Source organism: Maribacter vaceletii (assembly GCF_003634105.1).
Classification (GTDB): Bacteria; Bacteroidota; Bacteroidia; order Flavobacteriales; family Flavobacteriaceae; genus Maribacter_B; species Maribacter_B vaceletii.
Genome location: NZ_RBIQ01000011.1, coordinates 160594 through 176739, shown reverse-complemented (window position 1 = coordinate 176739; position 16146 = coordinate 160594). Strand labels below are relative to the sequence as shown.

The following is a 16146-nucleotide window of genomic DNA, read 5'->3' as shown; positions in this document are numbered from 1 at the left end:
TTTGAAAAAAATCTTCAAGTTAATTCTCAATATAATACCTAGACCTGTATTAATTAGGCTAAGCTATCTTGTTAGACCATTAATTGCTTTTACCTTAAGAGGAAATAATTATACAGATCCTATAGATAATAAGAGTTTTAAAAAATTTCTTCCTTATGGTTATAAAAACCAAAGAGAGAATGTACTTTCCCCTTCTACCCTATCTTTAGAACGGCATAGGCTTTTGTGGTTGTTTTTAAAAAATGAAACTAACTTTTTTACTCATAGGCTTAAAGTTTTACATTTTGCCCCAGAACAAGCATTTTACAAACGTTTTAGAAAGCTAAAAAACATAGAATACACTACTACAGATTTAAACTCTCCTTTAGCAGACGTAAAAGCAGATATTTGTAACCTTCCTTTTAAAGACAATTCTTATGATGTAATTTTTTGCAATCATGTTTTAGAACATATTCCAAATGACACTAAAGCAATGCAAGAGCTTTATAGAGTTCTTAAACCTGGTGGTTGGGGCATATTTCAAATTCCGCAAGAATTGGACAGAGATACAACTTTTGAAGATGACACAATTACTGATAAAAAAGAGCGAGCTAAAATATTTGGCCAGTACGATCATGTACGTATTTATGGTAGAGATTATTTTAACAAACTTAGAACTATAGGTTTTACTGTAGAAGAACAAGATTACACAAATACACTTTCTAAAGAAGAGGTAGATAAATATAGACTTGCCAAAGGAGAAATTATTCCATTAGTTAGAAAATAATTATTTCACAATTAATTGTTTAATTCCATTTGTCATGAACTCTTGTGTTTCTCCTTTATCATCCAAATAAATAATATAAGCTTCTAAGGTTTTATTACTGCCAAGTAACGCCTTAACCTCTTCAAGTTCCATTGCCATAAAAGATGTCGCATAAGCATCTGCCTCTGCACAAGAATTAGCAATAATAGTTACTCCCAAAGTAGTTCCGTTTTTAGTATATCCAGTAATAGGATTTATAGTATGCACATATTTTTTTCCTGTACTTTCATCTACTCTAAATTTTCTATAATTACCAGAAGAAGCCATGGCTTTATTCTTTAACTGAATCATTAGTTTAAGCTGCCTTCCTTCTATTACTTGTGGGTCATCTATACCAACTACCCAAGATTTATTTTTAGAAGGGTTAATTCCTTTAGCAACTAATTCTCCTCCTACTTCTAAAAGGTAATTATGTATTCCATAATTCTGCATCATTACAGCCAACCTATCTATGGCATACCCTTTTGCGATAGCGTTGAAATCGAAATAAATATTTGAATCTTCTTTTTTAATACGATATTCCTTAGTTAAACTAACCTTATTAAAACCTACATATTTTAAAAGACTATCTACCCTTGCACTATCCAACTCAATTTGTTTTCCTGGGCAAAACCCCAAGCATTAACCAAAGTCCCAACAGTGGGATCAAAATACCCTTTAGTAGTCTTATTCACTTCTTTAGAAAGCTTAAAAACTTCTTGAAACATAGTATCTACAACCAGAGTAGAATCACCACGATTAATTTTAGAAATATCAGATTCTGGTATATAGGTGGATAAAGATTTGTTTATTACCGTAAAAACAGAATCAATTTGAGGTTTTAAGTCAAGTTTCTGGTCAGAAAAATATATTAAATTATACGTAGTTCCTAAAGCTGCTCCGTTGGCATCATTCCTAACTAATTCTTGTTTATGGCTTTTACAAGAAAAAAACAAACCAACAAATACCGTTAAACAAAGGGCGTTTTTAAATTTTAACAAGTCCATCATAATCTACAATATATTCTTCATTTAAATAAACTGGCAAATTGTAATCTGCAGCATTTACTAAACCTACACCAGCATAAAAGGTATCTGCTTCAAATTTTAGAGCATGATCTTTCATTTTATTTAAATCTGACATAAAAAAATCTAAATCTTTAGGGTCCCCAGGATAACCAATTGCCTTAACTACAATAAAATGAAGTTTTTTGTCTTTTAAACACACAAACTGAGGGTTCTTCTTAAGCTCACTATTTACCGCCATAAACTCAAAACCACTAGCCTCTAACTCTTTACCAACAATATTCATTGCTAGGTTATGTAGTTCTTGTTCTGTTAATTGTTTTTTCATTATCACGTATAAAAAAGCCGATATAAAATATCGGCTTTTAAAATTTATCTAGAATTTACATTTCTGTAGATACTAAAATTATCCACCAAAATCATCGAATCTAATATTCTCATCAGCAAGACCAAAATCTTCACCCATTTTCTGAACAGCCTTGTTCATTAATGGTGGGCCACAGAAATATAATTCTATATCCTCAGGAGACTCATGTTTACTTAAATAATTATCTATTACACAATTATGAATAAATCCAACAAAACCATCTCCAGGAGCATCTATATCTTCTTTAACTTTCCAGTTATCTTCTTCCATAGGCTCAGAAAGAGCTAAATAAAATTTAAAATTTGGAAATTCTTTTTCTAATGCATAGAAATGTTCAAGATAAAATAATTCTCTTTTAGAACGTCCACCGTACCAGTACGTTACTTTTCTATCTGTTCTTAATGTTTTGAATAAGTGATATAAATGTGATCGCATTGGCGCCATACCAGCACCACCTCCAACATAAAGCATTTCTGCATCAGATTCATTTATAAAGAATTCTCCGTAAGGGCCAGAAATAACAACGTCATCTCCTTTTTTCAGATTAAATATATAGGAAGATGCAATACCAGGGTTAACATCCATCCAACCGTTTTTAGAACGATCCCATGGTGGCGTAGCAATCCTAACATTAAGCATAATTTCTCTTCCTTCTGCTGGGAAAGAAGCCATAGAATAAGCTCTTTCTACGGTCTCTGGGTTTTTCATAACCAAAGGCCAAAGATTAAATTTATCCCATTCTGCCTTAAATTTATCTGGAGTTTCATGTTCTTCCGGGTGAGCCGTAATGTCTATATCAGCATATTTTACTTCACATTGAGGAATCTCAATTTGAATATAACCACCAGCTTTATAGCCCATATCCTCCGGAATTTCAACTACAAACTCCTTAATAAAAGAAGCTACATTATAGTTACGAACAACTTTAGCATTCCATTTTTTTATTCCGAAAACCTCTTCTGGTATCGTAATTTCCATGTCTTGTTTAACTTTAACTTGACAGGCTAAACGAGCTCCATGACTTAATTCTTTTCTAGAAAAATGAGGTGTTTCAGTTGGTAAAGCTTCACCACCACCAGCTAATACATGACATTCACATTGAATACACGTTCCACCACCACCACATGCAGATGGTAAAAACACTTTATTACTTCCTAGTGTTGATAGTAGGCTGCCTCCAGAAGCTACTTCAATCTCTTTTTCACCATTGATTGTAATTTTTACTGGACCAGATGGTGATAATTTTTGTTTTACAAATAATAGTAAAGCAACTAACAAAAGCGTAATAATTAAAAAAGCTGTTACTGTTGCTATTATTGTTCCTAATGTACCTGCGGCTAAAATCATTTTACTTATTTGCTTTTATGTTGTTAGCTAACACTTCTTTATTATCTTCAGTAGCTTTAATGGTAACTGTTTTTTCTTCCTTAGGAGCTTCTTCATCTCCACCGGTAAGCATACCACCAAAACTCATAAATCCTATTGCCATTAACCCAGTAATTATAAAAGTTATTCCTAACCCTCTTAATGCTGGTGGTACATTAGAATATCTAATTTTTTCACGTATAGCAGCAATTGCTAAAATTGCTAAGAACCATCCAATACCAGAACCAATACCATAAGTGGTTGCCAAACCTAAAGAAGCAATTTCTCTAGACTGCATAAATAATGACCCCCCTAAAATTGCACAGTTAACTGCAATAAGCGGTAAAAATATTCCTAATGAATTGTATAGGGAAGGAGAAAACTTCTCTACAACTATTTCTACTAGCTGAACCATGGTTGCAATAGTTGCAATAAACATGATAAAAGATAAGAAACTTAAGTCATACTCTGCATACTCTGCACCTAACCAAGATAGAGCTCCTGGCTGTAAAAGGTATTGATCTAACAGCCAGTTTAGAGGTACTGTTATTGCTAATACAAATATTACTGCTGCTCCAAGACCTACAGCTGTTGATACTTTTTTAGATACTGCTAGATAAGAACACATTCCCAAGAAAACCGAGAATACCATATTATCTATGAATATTGATTTAAAAAATAATTCTATATGCTCCATATTTTATATTATTAAATATTGATTTTTTAGTGGTTAGTTTATCACCTATATTTTTTCAATATTTCTTTAATCTTCTATTAATGCTTTGTTTTTAGTACGTTGTATCCAAATAATTATTCCCACAACAATTAAGGCCATTGGAGGCATAATCATAAATCCGTTATTTTCATAACCTATAGCATACAAACCTGTCTTTGCAATTGGATCCCCTAAAACTGGTATTCCAAATAAGGTTCCTGAACCAAATAATTCTCTAAAAAAACCAACAATTATTAAAATAACACCGTAACCTACTGCATTACCAATACCATCTAAAAAGGATTTCCATGGTCCATTTCCTAAAGCAAATGCTTCAAAACGTCCCATTATTATACAGTTTGTAATTATTAATCCTACAAAAACAGATAATGTTTTACTTAACTCATAAGCAAATGCCTTAAGTACTAAGTCTACTATAATTACCAAGGCAGCAACTACAATTAACTGTACTATAATTCTAATTTTTGATGGTATTATGTTTCGCATTAAAGAAATAACTACGTTACCTAATCCTAATACAAAAAGTACGGAGATTGCCATTACAAGAGATGCTTTTAACTCTGCTGTAATTGCTAATGCAGAACATATACCCAATACCTGAATTGTAATAGGGTTATTATCTGCTAATGGGTCTGTAATTAACTGTGCGTCTTTTTTTGATAAAAGTCCCATAAATTATTAATTTTTTAAAGTTTCAAAATATGGCACATATAATTTCAGCTCGCTTTTAAGCATTGCCGAAACACCATTTCCTGTTATAGTAGCACCTGCAATAGCATCTACTTCATTATCTGATTTATCTTTATTTAATGGATCAGCGTTTCCTTTAGCAACATCAATACCCTTAAAAGTTCCATTATTCTTTAAATCCTCTCCAATAAAATCATCCATAAAGAAACGTTTATTAATGTTTGCTCCTAAACCAGCAGTTTCCCCTTTGTGATCAAAGAAAACACCTTGGACTACCATGTTTTTATCCATAGCAACATACGCCCAAATAGCATCCCAAAGTCCTTTTCCTCTAATTGGTGCTATATAGAATGTTTTATTATCCTTTTTACCAACAAATAAAGGCAGTTTTCTTTCGTTACCTGCTTTAGCATTTGTTTGTTCTTTTTTAACATCTATCAGGTAAGCTTCTTTATCTTCAACAACATCTGCTCCTTGAATAACTAATTGTTTTTCTATATATTTTTTAAACAATTCTGGGGCATCTGCTGTAGATACAAAATTTGCATTACTCTCATCATTCTCATTAACTCCCATTGCATACAAAATATTTTGTTGCTTTTCTAGGCGTTTATTCTCATCTATATTTGGTTTTAAAAATGATGCCGCAAATGCTAATAAAGCACCTACTACAAGCACCATACCTATAGCAAATAGAATTGTATATGAATTTTTATCTGTTCTATTCTCCATCGTTAGGCTGTTTTTGCTTTTAGACGTTTCATTCTTTGTTTTACATTTCCTTGAACCACATAATGGTCTATTGTTGGTGCAAAGACATTCATTAATAAAATGGCTAACATTACACCTTCTGGGTAAGCAGGGTTAAACACTCTAATTAGTATAGATATAAATCCTATTAAGAATCCATATATCCATTTACCTTTATTTGTCTGCGAAGCAGTTACTGGATCCGTTGCCATAAACACTGTACCAAAAGCAAAACCACCAATTAATAAATGATGCCAAAATTCTGTACTCATTAATCCATAAAATTTACTGCTTTCTGTTATCCAACCAGAACTAACTACTCCGTTGAATATAAGTCCCATTACTAGTGCTCCTAATACTGAGGATAACATAATTCTCCAACTTCCTATTTTAGAAAATATTAAAAATAAACCTCCTAATAAGACTAATAAGGTAGATGTTTCTCCTACAGACCCTGGAATAAAACCAAAGAACATATCCATAACATCATAACCAGCTTCTTTATTTTGCGCCAAACTACCTAATATAGTTTCACCAGAAATGGCATCTAACTTTTCTCCTGCCGCAATAAGTTGATCTTGTTTTACAGCTCCTTCTACCCAAACTTTATCTCCGGACATCCAAGTTGGGTAAGCAAAGAATAAAAATGCTCTTATTGTTAATGCAGGGTTTAGAATATTCATCCCTGTACCTCCAAAAACCTCTTTTCCTATTACAACACCAAATGCTACTGCTACTGCCAGCATCCAAAGTGGAATGTCTACAGGAACAATAAGAGGTACTAACATACCTGTTACTAAGTACCCTTCTTCTACTTCGTGTTTTTTAATTACCGCGAAAATAAATTCTATTAATAAACCAACACCATAAGAAACCACTAGTATTGGTAAAATTTTCCATGCCCCTATTAATAGGTTCTCTAAAGACCAGAATTCTGCACTAAACAATCCTCCTGAGATAACGGAACCTGTTCCAAAAGCTACATTATGTTGGTAACCTGCATTGAACATACCAAAAATTAAACATGGTACCATTGCCATTATTACGGTGTTCATGGTACGTTTTAAATCATCGGCTGCTTTTATATGAGTACCATTATGTGTAGTCTCATTTGGTAAATATAAAAAGGTATGGATTGCGTTAAACGCAGGAGCCATTTTTGTTCCTTTATATTTTTCTTTTAAATTATGTAAATTATTCTTTAAACCCATTATCCTATCTCTTTAAGCATTAAGTCTAAACCTTCTCTTATAATTTTTTGGTGTGGTTGCTTAGACACACATATAAACTCTGTTAATGCAAAATCTTCTGGTGCAACTTCATACATTCCTAAAGCTTCCATCTCATCTAAATCTTTATACATACAAGCTTTTAGAATTTGCATAGGAAAAATATCTAAAGGAAAAACCTCTTCATAATTTCCTGTTGTTACAAATGCACGATGCTCTCCATTAGTATTTGTATTTAAATCAAACTTCTTGTTTGGTGTTAACCAAGAAAAAGTCATTGCTCTTGATGTAGAAATCTTATTAAAAACAGGTTTATTCCATCCAAACAACTCATAGTCATCTCCTTCAGGAATAACAGAAACCGTATTGTTATAATATCCTAAGTTACCATCTGGACTACTTTTAGTTCCTGTTAAAACATCTCCATTAATAACTCTAAAATTTTCTGAATTTACACCACTAGCATATAAGAAAGTAGAAACCTCTGCCCCTATTGTAGTAGTATAATATTTTGGTACTTTAACAGAAGAACCTACTAAAGCAACTGTTCTTTCTGCATTAAACTTTCCTGAAAGCAATAAATCTCCTATTACAACAAGATCCTGAGCACTTACCGTCCAGACAACCTCTCCTTTATTAACAGGGTCTATTTTATTTATCTGAGTACCTACTAAACCTGCAGGGTGTGGCCCCGATACTTTATGCAACTCTATATTATTTAATCCAGATAATGGAGAATTTTCAGAAGCACCAACAGAAACATGAACTTTTCCTGATGTTAGCTTAGACAATGCTGTTAAGGCCGCTTGCAATTGCGCTTCTTTACCTTTTAAAGCATAATCCAAATCTACTGCTAGTGGAGCCGTTGTATATCCTGAAACAAAAATAGCCTTTGGCTTATTAGCAGGATTTGCAATAACGTCATAAGGCCTTTGCTTTACAAATGGCCAACAACCTCCTTTTAACAAATAACTTTTAATTTCTTCTCCGGTAGCAGAAGCTAAATTTAAAGAAGAATGTTCCAAAACAGATTGTTCTTTATCTGACTGAATCTTTAAAGTTAGTATTCTTCTTCTTGCCCCTCTTACAATTTCCACTAATTCACCACTCACAGGAGATACAAACAACATATCTTCTATTGTCTTGTTATAAAACAATGGTTCTCCCGCTTTTACTTGAGCTCCTTGTTTTACCAACATTTTAGGTATTATTCCGTGAAAATCATCTAGTTGGATTGCATAAACATTACTTAACACTGCTTTAGAAGTTGTTTCTTCTGCAGCACCTATAAGTTTAATATTTAAGCCCTTTTTAATTCGAATGTCTTTAGACATATTGATGTAGACCTTTGGTTAACAAAATTTGGTGCAAAAGTAATGTTAAATAAAAATAATTCATAATTATTAGACAAAAATTTAAGTCATACATCGATGTTAATTTTTTAGGTATGCTTTTTGTTTACCTTTACCAAAAAAAACTCCTTTTTAATGCACTATATAATTATAACGATAACACTGTTATTTTTTAGTCCTTACCTCACTAGTCAAGCCCTAGAAGAAGCAAACGAACCTTATAATATTAAATCCATTATTTTTAAAGGACCTACTGAAGACCAATTTCCTATAATACAACTAGGAGACCCAATGTATCTTGAGTTTGACGATATTTTAGCAAATGAACAGGATTATTATTACAAAATAATACACTGCAACTATAATTGGGAAAAATCTGATTTATTAAAATCTCAATATTTAAAGGGTGTAGACAACCAACGTATTACCAATTATGAGAATAGTTACTCTACCCTACAACCCTACTCTAATTACCAACTAACCATTCCTAATGAAAACGTTAAACTAAAAGTAAGCGGGAATTACATTTTAGAAATATACAACAACAGCTATGAACTTCAATTTTCAAGAAGATTTATAGTATACCAAGATCTTGTTAAAATTGGAGCTACAGTAAAAAGATCTAGAGATTTTAATTTTTTAAACGAGAAACAAGTAGTTCAATTTACTATCAACGCTAGCAACTACTCCTTAGTAAATCCAAAAAAAGAAGTTAAAGTAGCTATACTACAAAATTACCATTGGCCAACAGCTATCAACAATATTCCTCCTCAATTTACTTTAGGTTCAGAGTTAGTATATAAATATGACAAGGAAACCAGTTTTTATGGTGGAAACGAATTTTACAATTTTGACACCAAAGACTTAAGAGCCCCTACCTCTGCAATAGCAAAAATTGGGCTTACAGACTTATACAATCATTATTTATTTTCTAATATGTATAGAAAAGAAAGACCATACACCTATTATCCAGATATTAATGGAGATTTTGTTGTTAGAACCCTACAAGGAACTAATTCTTCTAGAGAAGCAGAATACACCAAAGTTCACTTTAGCTTACCATATAAAGAAGAATTAGCACTTGATGATGTCTACATTTATGGAAAATACAACAACTATGCTTTAAATGAGGATAACATAATGACATATAATGAAGAAAATGGCATGATGGAAGCTACAATACCTCTTAAACAAGGGTTCTACAACTACAAATATGTAATTAAAAGAAAAGATGGCACTATAGAATTAAATACTATATGCGGGAATTTCCACAATACAGAAAACAATTATACCATTATTGTTTATTACAGAGTTTTTGGCGATTTATACGATAGCATTATAGGAATAGGATCTGCCAACTCACAAAACATTAGTAACTAAAAAAATTGTAGGTTTAGGGTATTTAAAAAAATAAAAGAATCACTTTCGCAATCAAAAAATACATTTTTTAAAAAACCATTCACCGATAATAAAAGAGCTACATCAGGAAAAGAAATACTTATAACGATCATAAGCTTTTACTTTTTTTTAATCCATTAATGTTATTTATCTTGCTCTCTCTTAATCAATTAAAAGAATTGATTATTAAAAAAACAACCATAGTATTTTATTTGTTGACAGCATAGTATTAACTAAACATCAACACATAAATACTTGAATAAATATTTAGAACTAAATTCTATTTTTCTATTTTAGCGCCAAATTTGCTTTTTAGATAAACAATAGAAGGTATTTTACACATTGCATACATATGACAACACAAGTAACTAACGGCATTAAAGTATCAGTAAATACAAATTTTGAAGGCACTTTTTTTAAAAATTACAAAATGCATTTTGCTTTTGGATACACAATTACCATTGAAAACCAAAGTAAAGATTCTGTACAATTAAACTCTAGACATTGGAAAATCTATGATGCTTTAAATGACCTTGAATTACTAGATGGCGAAGGTGTAATAGGTAAAAAACCCGTGATACTTCCTGGAGAATCTCACACCTATAATTCCGGATGTTTATTAGCCTCTCCTATTGGAGCCATGAAAGGACATTACAACATGATTAACTTTGGAACTTCTGAAAAAATAAGAGTATATATTCCCACTTTTAAGTTTAGCGCACCTTTTGCTCTAAACTAACCAAACTAAATATTTTACCAAAAAAAATCCTAATCTATACAATTATATAGATTAGGATTTCTTATTTAATAACACAAAGCATCCTATTAATTATTAGGAACACTACCGTATAATACATTATTCTCACCAAAATAGTGTAGAAATTACCACATTCGTAAATCAAATAAATATAGTTTCGAATATCTTAATTAAGATCTCAATTTAATACCTTTGCTTGATAATTTTTAATTTAAAAAAACAAAAGTATGGGTAAAGGTTTTTTTCAAGTACCTACAGCTATTAACGAACCTATTAAAAGCTACGCTCCAGGCTCTCCTGAAAGAGCAGAAGTACTTCAACAATATAGTACTTATTTTAACAGTACAGTAGACATTCCAATGTACATTGGCAGCAAAGAAGTAAAAACCAATAATACAAAACCATTATCTCCTCCACACGACCACAAACATATTGTTGGTCAATACCATGTTGCAGAAAAAAAACATGTAGATAATGCTATAGCAAATGCTTTAGACTCAAGACAAGATTGGGCTAATTTAAGTTGGGAACAACGTGCTGCTATTTTCTTAAAAGCTGCAGATTTAATTGCCGGTCCATACAGAGCAAAAATAAATGCTGCAACAATGATTGCTCAATCTAAAACTATTCATCAAGCAGAAATTGATGCTGCTTGTGAGTTTATAGATTTTTTACGTTTTAATGTAGAGTTTATGTCTCAAATATACACAGAACAACCAGAATCTGCTGAAGGTATTTGGAACAGAGTAGAATATAGACCATTAGAAGGTTTCATATATGCAGTAACTCCGTTTAATTTTACCGCCATTGCGGGCAACTTACCAGCAAGTGCTGCTATGATGGGTAATGTTGTAGTATGGAAACCTAGTGATAGCCAAATTTTTTCCGCCAAAGTAATTGTAGATATTTTTAAGGAAGCTGGCTTACCTGATGGTGTAATTAATGTAGTTTATGGCGATCCGGTAATGGTTACAGACACTGTACTATCCAGCCCAGATTTTGCTGGTCTTCACTTTACAGGTTCTACTTTCATATTTAAAGAATTATGGAAACAAATTGGAAATAATATACATTCTTACAAAACTTACCCTAAAATAGTTGGAGAAACTGGTGGTAAAGATTTTATTGTGGCTCACCCATCTGCAAAACCTGCTCAAGTAGCTACCGCTATTGTAAGAGGTGCTTTTGAGTTTCAAGGTCAAAAGTGCAGTGCTGCTTCTAGGGTTTATTTACCAAAATCTACTTCTAAAGAAATTTTAGATTTAGTAAAAAAAGATATTGCTTCTTTTAACAAACCTGGATCCCCTGAAGACATGAGTAATTTTATTACCGCTGTTATTCACGAAGGATCTTTTGACAAGTTAGCTAAATATATAGACCAAGCCAAACAGGATAAGGATGCTACAATTATAGCTGGCGGCACTTATGACAAATCTAAAGGATACTTTATAGACCCTACTGTTATTGTTACTACAGACCCTAAATACACTACCATGGAGACCGAATTATTTGGCCCCGTAGTTACTATTTACGTATATGATGACAAAGACTGGAGCAAAACATTAAAGCTAGTGGACAACACTTCGGAATATGCACTTACTGGAGCTGTACTTTCTACAGACAGGTACGCTATTGAAGAAGCTACAAAAGCATTAGAAAATTGTGCTGGTAACTTTTATATTAATGATAAACCAACTGGAGCTGTTGTAGGACAACAACCTTTTGGTGGAGCTAGAGCATCTGGAACCAATGACAAAGCTGGTTCTCCACAAAATTTATTACGTTGGGTATCCCCTAGATTAATAAAAGAAACTTTTGTGACACCGGAGAATTATAGATATCCATTTTTAGGATAAAATAATTTTAAATTAAAATTTAAAACTCCCATTTTTCTAATACTGAAAAATGGGAGTTTTTATTTGGCCATAAACATAGTAAGTAACAATCTATGTACTTAATAAAAAACCACAGGTGCTTTTATTTTACTATTTTTGATTAAATACCATTTACACATCATTCTAACTTAATACTATCGTAAAATGAAAACATTATTTTTACTAGCGTCTATTTTGACGTTAACAATTTTTAGCGCAAATGCGCAAGACAACCTTACGCAAACTACTATTCAAGCAGTTTTAACAGGCAACCAAGGGCAAGTTATTCAGTTAGCAAATGCTTTTTCCGAGGAACAATATGATTGGAGACCTACTGAAGGCGTAGTTTCTGTTGGTGAAGCACTTTTACATGTTGCTGGAGGAAACTATTACCTAGCTTCCAAAATGGGGTTTGCCCCACCAGAAGATGTAGATTTAATGAAGTTAAACAAAATCACTGGTAAGGAAAATATTATAGCTGCTCTAGAAAAATCTAACGCATTTGTTCTTGAAAAGATAACTAAAGTAGCCACAGCTTCCCTTAATGAAGAAGTTGATTTTGGATTTGCAAAAATGAATAAACTTGGAGGACTTTTAGCTATTATGGAACATAACGGAGAACACAAAGGACAATTAATTGCCTATGCTCGATCTAACGGTGTTGTTCCACCTTGGAGCAAATAACATTCACCCATAAATAAAAAATGCACCTAAATAAGGTGCATTTTTTATTTAAACTAGCCCTTATATTTCAGTGGCAAATACACCACTTTTTTGGTTTCAAAAAAACCTTCTTTAAACAAGGGTTCTAAATCAAAAATCTCAGTATTTTTATAATCCTTCAACTCTTCAGACAAATCCCCTCCTTTTAGGTATAGAATTCCATTTTTTCTTTCATGTAAAGATTCTTTTTTAATTTTACCCTTAACCCAATGTACAAAAGTTGGCATAGCTGCAACTGCTCTACTAACTATAAAATCAAATTTATCCTTAACATTTTCAACCCTACTATTAATGGTTGTAACATTCTTCAACTTTAGCCCAGCTACAACCTCATCAACAACTTTAATTTTTTTTCCTATAGTATCCACTAGAGTAAAATGAGTTTCTGGAAATAAAATAGCTAAAGGAATACCCGGAAAACCTCCACCTGTACCAACATCCATTATCGATGTTCCAGGTAAAAACTGTTGAATTTTGGCTATTCCTAAAGAATGCAAAACGTGTCTTATATACAGTTCATCTATATCTTTTCTAGAAACTACATTAATCTTTTGATTCCAATCTTTATACAAAAATTCTAGCTCAGAAAATTGTTTTTTTTGCTCTTCCGTTAAATCTGGAAAATAACTATATATTACATTTACATCCATTTATATGGCTTTTTCTGCAAAAATAAGGATTTTAACACCAATTAATTTTCTGATTTAGCAAAGTATTATAACTTCCCAACTCATAATTAAGTTACCTTTGTAAAAAAAATATACTATGGAAAAAACAACAATACGGTTTTCCAGAAAAGATTCTACAGACTTTTTTAAAACTCTTAACAAAAGAGTAAATACATACTTTAAAGAAAATAAAATAAAGAAAACAGGAAACTGGAAATTGCACTTAAAAACCGCAATTATGTTTGCCATTTTCTTAGCTCCATATTTTGCAATTTTAACTTTAGGGTTACCCAATTGGGCCAATTTAATTTTAGCAGCTGTAATGGGAGTTGGTATGGCTGGCGTTGGCATGAATGTTATGCATGATGGCAACCATGGCTCTTACTCTAACAAAAAATGGGTAAATAAACTTATGGGAGGAAGCATTTATATACTTGCTGGAAATGTTTATAATTGGCAAGTACAACATAATGTATTACACCATACATACACTAACATTCAAGGTCATGATGAAGATTTAGATGCTGGAAGAATTTTACGTTTCTCTAAGCATGCAGAATGGAGAAAGTATCATAAATTTCAACACTTTTATTCTATTTTTCTTTATGGTTTATTAACTTTTAACTGGGCTATTACAACAGATTTTCAACAAATGTATAGGTATACAAAAAGAAAATTATCTTACGGAGAATTTCCTAACCCAATAGCAAACTGGAGCAAGCTAGTTGTTTTTAAATTAATATACTTAACACTTTGGATTGTTATTCCTTTTATAATTCTAGATATTTCTTGGTGGAAATTATTACTTGGTTTCTTTGTAATGCATTATGTAGCAGGAGTAATTTTAAGTGTTGTTTTTCAATTAGCACATGTTATAGATGATGCCGAAACCCCTTTGCCAGACGACAAAGGAAACATAAAAAATACTTGGGCAATACACCAGTTACTTACAACAGTTAATTTTGGAAATAAGAGTAAAATAATAAATTGGTTTACGGGCGGACTTAACCACCAAGTTGAACACCACATTTTCCCAAACATTAGTCACATACATTACACAAAAATTGGAGAAATTGTTAAACAAACAGCAAAGGAGTTTAATTTGCCATATAACGAATATAAAACAACAAGAAAAGCTATAATTTCGCATTTTAAACATTTAAAAGAGTTAGGAAAAAAACCTGCTCTACAGTATTAGAAAATTTTTTATTTTATGAGTAATAATTTATCCGACAGAATTAACAGCCTAGCTCCTTCTGCAACCTTAGAAATGGCTGCAAAAGCTCGTGAATTAAGAGCCGCTGGAAAAGATATTATTGGCCTTAGTTTAGGCGAACCAGATTTTAACACACCAGATTACATTAAAGAAGCTGCAATAAAAGCTGTTAATGATGATTACAACTCCTACACTCCCGTAGATGGTTATGTAGAATTAAAAGATGCTATTATCACTAAATTTAAAAGAGATAATAACATTACATATAATCCCTCACAAATAGTTGTTTCTACTGGAGCAAAGCAAGCATTATATAACGTAGCACAAGTATGCCTTAACAAAGGTGACGAAGTTCTTTTACCATGCCCTTACTGGGTAAGTTATAGTGATATTGTAAAGCTAGCAGATGGTGTTCCTGTAGAAATAGAAACTTCTATTGAGAATGATTTTAAAATGACACCTGCGCAATTAGAGGCTGCTATTACACCAAAAACTAAAATGCTTTGGTATAGCTCTCCTTGTAATCCAAGTGGTTCTATTTATAGTAAAGAAGAATTAAGAGCTCTTGCTGATGTTCTTAAAAAGCACCCTCAAATTATTGTGGTAAGTGATGAAATTTACGAACACATTAATTACGGAGTTACCGCTCATGCATCTATGGCTGAGTTTGAAGATATGTATGACCGTACAGTTACCGTAAACGGTGTAGCTAAAGCTTTTGCCATGACAGGTTGGAGAATTGGCTATATTGGAGCTCCTACCTATATTGCTAGAGCATGTAACAAACTACAAGGACAAGTTACAAGTGGCGCAAATTGTATTGCTCAAAGAGCGGTTATTACAGCATTAGAAGAGCCTGTAAGCAAAATACAATACATGGTAGATAAATTTAAAGAACGTAGAACTTTAATTTTAGACTTACTTAACAATATAGAAGGTTTTACATGTAACGAACCAGAAGGTGCATTTTATGTTTATCCAGATGTGACTTTCTTTTTTGGAAAAACTTTAAATGGAACAAAAATTAATAACGCTTCGGACTTTTCTATGTACTTATTAGAAAATGCTAATGTTGCTACCGTTACTGGAGATGCTTTTGGGAATGGAAATTCTATAAGAATTTCTTACGCGGCAAGTGAAGAACAAATTATAGAAGCTATAAAGAGAATTAAAGCTGCAATACAATAGTTTTAAAAACTCTCTCTAAACCTA

At 32.2% G+C, this 16146-nt stretch carries 17 protein-coding genes; 7 read left to right on the top strand and 10 right to left on the bottom strand.

Annotated features, from left to right (window positions below; translation table 11 throughout):
- The first annotated feature begins 1 nt into the window (after position 1).
- Positions 2–766 (top strand): class I SAM-dependent methyltransferase, encoded by a 765-nt coding sequence (locus tag CLV91_RS14930; RefSeq protein WP_121069029.1) that lies wholly within the window; start codon positions 2–4, stop codon positions 764–766.
- Here the strand turns inward: CLV91_RS14930 and CLV91_RS17075 are convergent, their stop codons facing one another.
- The 9 genes from CLV91_RS17075 to CLV91_RS14890 form a co-directional block, all read right to left on the bottom strand.
- Positions 767–1393, bottom strand: a complete 627-nt coding sequence (locus CLV91_RS17075) for an FAD:protein FMN transferase (RefSeq protein WP_317124784.1) — start codon at positions 1391–1393, stop codon at positions 767–769.
- Positions 1375–1794, bottom strand: coding sequence for an FAD:protein FMN transferase (locus CLV91_RS17070; protein WP_317124783.1), 420 nt, complete (start codon positions 1792–1794; stop codon positions 1375–1377). Before CLV91_RS17070 ends, CLV91_RS17075 begins: the two co-directional genes overlap by 19 nt.
- Positions 1772–2137 (bottom strand): Na(+)-translocating NADH-quinone reductase subunit F, encoded by a 366-nt coding sequence (locus CLV91_RS14920; protein WP_121069028.1) that lies wholly within the window; start codon positions 2135–2137, stop codon positions 1772–1774. The genes CLV91_RS17070 and CLV91_RS14920 overlap by 23 nt, the downstream gene beginning before the upstream one ends.
- Positions 2138–2215: 78 nt before the next feature.
- Positions 2216–3523, bottom strand: coding sequence for an NADH:ubiquinone reductase (Na(+)-transporting) subunit F (gene nqrF / locus CLV91_RS14915; protein WP_121069027.1), 1308 nt, complete (start codon positions 3521–3523; stop codon positions 2216–2218).
- A gap of 1 nt (position 3524) precedes the next feature.
- Positions 3525–4238, bottom strand: a complete 714-nt coding sequence (nqrE, locus tag CLV91_RS14910; protein ID WP_121069026.1) for an NADH:ubiquinone reductase (Na(+)-transporting) subunit E — start codon at positions 4236–4238, stop codon at positions 3525–3527.
- A 66-nt stretch (positions 4239–4304) separates the two neighbouring features.
- Positions 4305–4949 carry an NADH:ubiquinone reductase (Na(+)-transporting) subunit D gene (locus CLV91_RS14905; RefSeq protein ID WP_121069025.1) on the bottom strand — a complete coding sequence of 215 codons (645 nt, stop codon included), beginning with the start codon at positions 4947–4949 and terminating at the stop codon, positions 4305–4307.
- A gap of 6 nt (positions 4950–4955) precedes the next feature.
- Positions 4956–5699 (bottom strand): Na(+)-translocating NADH-quinone reductase subunit C, encoded by a 744-nt coding sequence (locus CLV91_RS14900; protein WP_121069024.1) that lies wholly within the window; start codon positions 5697–5699, stop codon positions 4956–4958.
- 2 nt (positions 5700–5701) lie between these two features.
- Positions 5702–6928 (bottom strand): NADH:ubiquinone reductase (Na(+)-transporting) subunit B, encoded by a 1227-nt coding sequence (locus CLV91_RS14895; protein ID WP_121069023.1) that lies wholly within the window; start codon positions 6926–6928, stop codon positions 5702–5704.
- Positions 6928–8280, bottom strand: coding sequence for a Na(+)-translocating NADH-quinone reductase subunit A (locus tag CLV91_RS14890; protein ID WP_121069022.1), 1353 nt, complete (start codon positions 8278–8280; stop codon positions 6928–6930). The genes CLV91_RS14895 and CLV91_RS14890 overlap by 1 nt, the downstream gene beginning before the upstream one ends.
- 153 nt (positions 8281–8433) lie before the next feature.
- On the opposite strand from CLV91_RS14890, the gene CLV91_RS14885 reads away from it, so the two are divergent.
- The 4 genes from CLV91_RS14885 to CLV91_RS14870 all read left to right on the top strand — a co-directional run bounded on the left by CLV91_RS14885 (position 8434) and on the right by CLV91_RS14870 (position 13011).
- Positions 8434–9678 carry a type IX secretion system plug protein gene (locus tag CLV91_RS14885; RefSeq protein ID WP_121069021.1) on the top strand — a complete coding sequence of 415 codons (1245 nt, stop codon included), beginning with the start codon at positions 8434–8436 and terminating at the stop codon, positions 9676–9678.
- Positions 9679–10048: 370 nt separating this feature from the next.
- Entirely contained in the window at positions 10049–10435 is a 387-nt protein-coding gene (gene apaG / locus CLV91_RS14880; RefSeq protein ID WP_121069020.1) for a Co2+/Mg2+ efflux protein ApaG, read from the top strand.
- Between the two features lie 245 nt (positions 10436–10680).
- Positions 10681–12309 (top strand): L-glutamate gamma-semialdehyde dehydrogenase, encoded by a 1629-nt coding sequence (pruA, locus tag CLV91_RS14875; RefSeq protein ID WP_121069019.1) that lies wholly within the window; start codon positions 10681–10683, stop codon positions 12307–12309.
- A gap of 183 nt (positions 12310–12492) precedes the next feature.
- Complete coding sequence (locus tag CLV91_RS14870; RefSeq protein WP_121069018.1) at positions 12493–13011, top strand: DinB family protein; 519 nt, start codon at positions 12493–12495, stop codon at positions 13009–13011.
- A gap of 53 nt (positions 13012–13064) precedes the next feature.
- Here the strand turns inward: CLV91_RS14870 and rsmG are convergent, their stop codons facing one another.
- On the bottom strand, positions 13065–13700 hold the full coding sequence (gene rsmG, locus CLV91_RS14865; protein WP_121069017.1) for a 16S rRNA (guanine(527)-N(7))-methyltransferase RsmG: 636 nt from the start codon (positions 13698–13700) through the stop codon (positions 13065–13067).
- A 115-nt stretch (positions 13701–13815) separates the two neighbouring features.
- On the opposite strand from rsmG, the gene CLV91_RS14860 reads away from it, so the two are divergent.
- Entirely contained in the window at positions 13816–14916 is a 1101-nt protein-coding gene (locus CLV91_RS14860; RefSeq protein WP_121069016.1) for a fatty acid desaturase family protein, read from the top strand.
- A 15-nt stretch (positions 14917–14931) separates the two neighbouring features.
- Positions 14932–16122, top strand: a complete 1191-nt coding sequence (locus tag CLV91_RS14855) for a pyridoxal phosphate-dependent aminotransferase (RefSeq protein ID WP_121069015.1) — start codon at positions 14932–14934, stop codon at positions 16120–16122.
- Positions 16123–16146 lie beyond the last annotated feature (24 nt).

Bases quoted from the DNA above. Each gene is read 5' to 3' on its own strand.
- CLV91_RS14870 (WP_121069018.1), top strand. From the start codon at position 12,493: ATGAAAACATTATTTTTACTAGCGTCTATTTTGACGTTAACAATTTTT.
- CLV91_RS14905 (WP_121069025.1), bottom strand. From the start codon at position 4,949: ATGGGACTTTTATCAAAAAAAGACGCACAGTTAATTACAGACCCATTA.
- nqrE (WP_121069026.1), bottom strand. From the start codon at position 4,238: ATGGAGCATATAGAATTATTTTTTAAATCAATATTCATAGATAATATG.
- CLV91_RS14895 (WP_121069023.1), bottom strand. From the start codon at position 6,928: ATGGGTTTAAAGAATAATTTACATAATTTAAAAGAAAAATATAAAGGA.
- CLV91_RS14900 (WP_121069024.1), bottom strand. From the start codon at position 5,699: ATGGAGAATAGAACAGATAAAAATTCATATACAATTCTATTTGCTATA.
- nqrF (WP_121069027.1), bottom strand. From the start codon at position 3,523: ATGATTTTAGCCGCAGGTACATTAGGAACAATAATAGCAACAGTAACA.
- rsmG (WP_121069017.1), bottom strand. From the start codon at position 13,700: ATGGATGTAAATGTAATATATAGTTATTTTCCAGATTTAACGGAAGAG.
- pruA (WP_121069019.1), top strand. From the start codon at position 10,681: ATGGGTAAAGGTTTTTTTCAAGTACCTACAGCTATTAACGAACCTATT.
- CLV91_RS14920 (WP_121069028.1), bottom strand. From the start codon at position 2,137: ATGAAAAAACAATTAACAGAACAAGAACTACATAACCTAGCAATGAAT.
- CLV91_RS17070 (WP_317124783.1), bottom strand. From the start codon at position 1,794: ATGATGGACTTGTTAAAATTTAAAAACGCCCTTTGTTTAACGGTATTT.
- apaG (WP_121069020.1), top strand. From the start codon at position 10,049: ATGACAACACAAGTAACTAACGGCATTAAAGTATCAGTAAATACAAAT.
- CLV91_RS14885 (WP_121069021.1), top strand. From the start codon at position 8,434: ATGCACTATATAATTATAACGATAACACTGTTATTTTTTAGTCCTTAC.
- CLV91_RS14890 (WP_121069022.1), bottom strand. From the start codon at position 8,280: ATGTCTAAAGACATTCGAATTAAAAAGGGCTTAAATATTAAACTTATA.
- CLV91_RS14855 (WP_121069015.1), top strand. From the start codon at position 14,932: ATGAGTAATAATTTATCCGACAGAATTAACAGCCTAGCTCCTTCTGCA.
- CLV91_RS14860 (WP_121069016.1), top strand. From the start codon at position 13,816: ATGGAAAAAACAACAATACGGTTTTCCAGAAAAGATTCTACAGACTTT.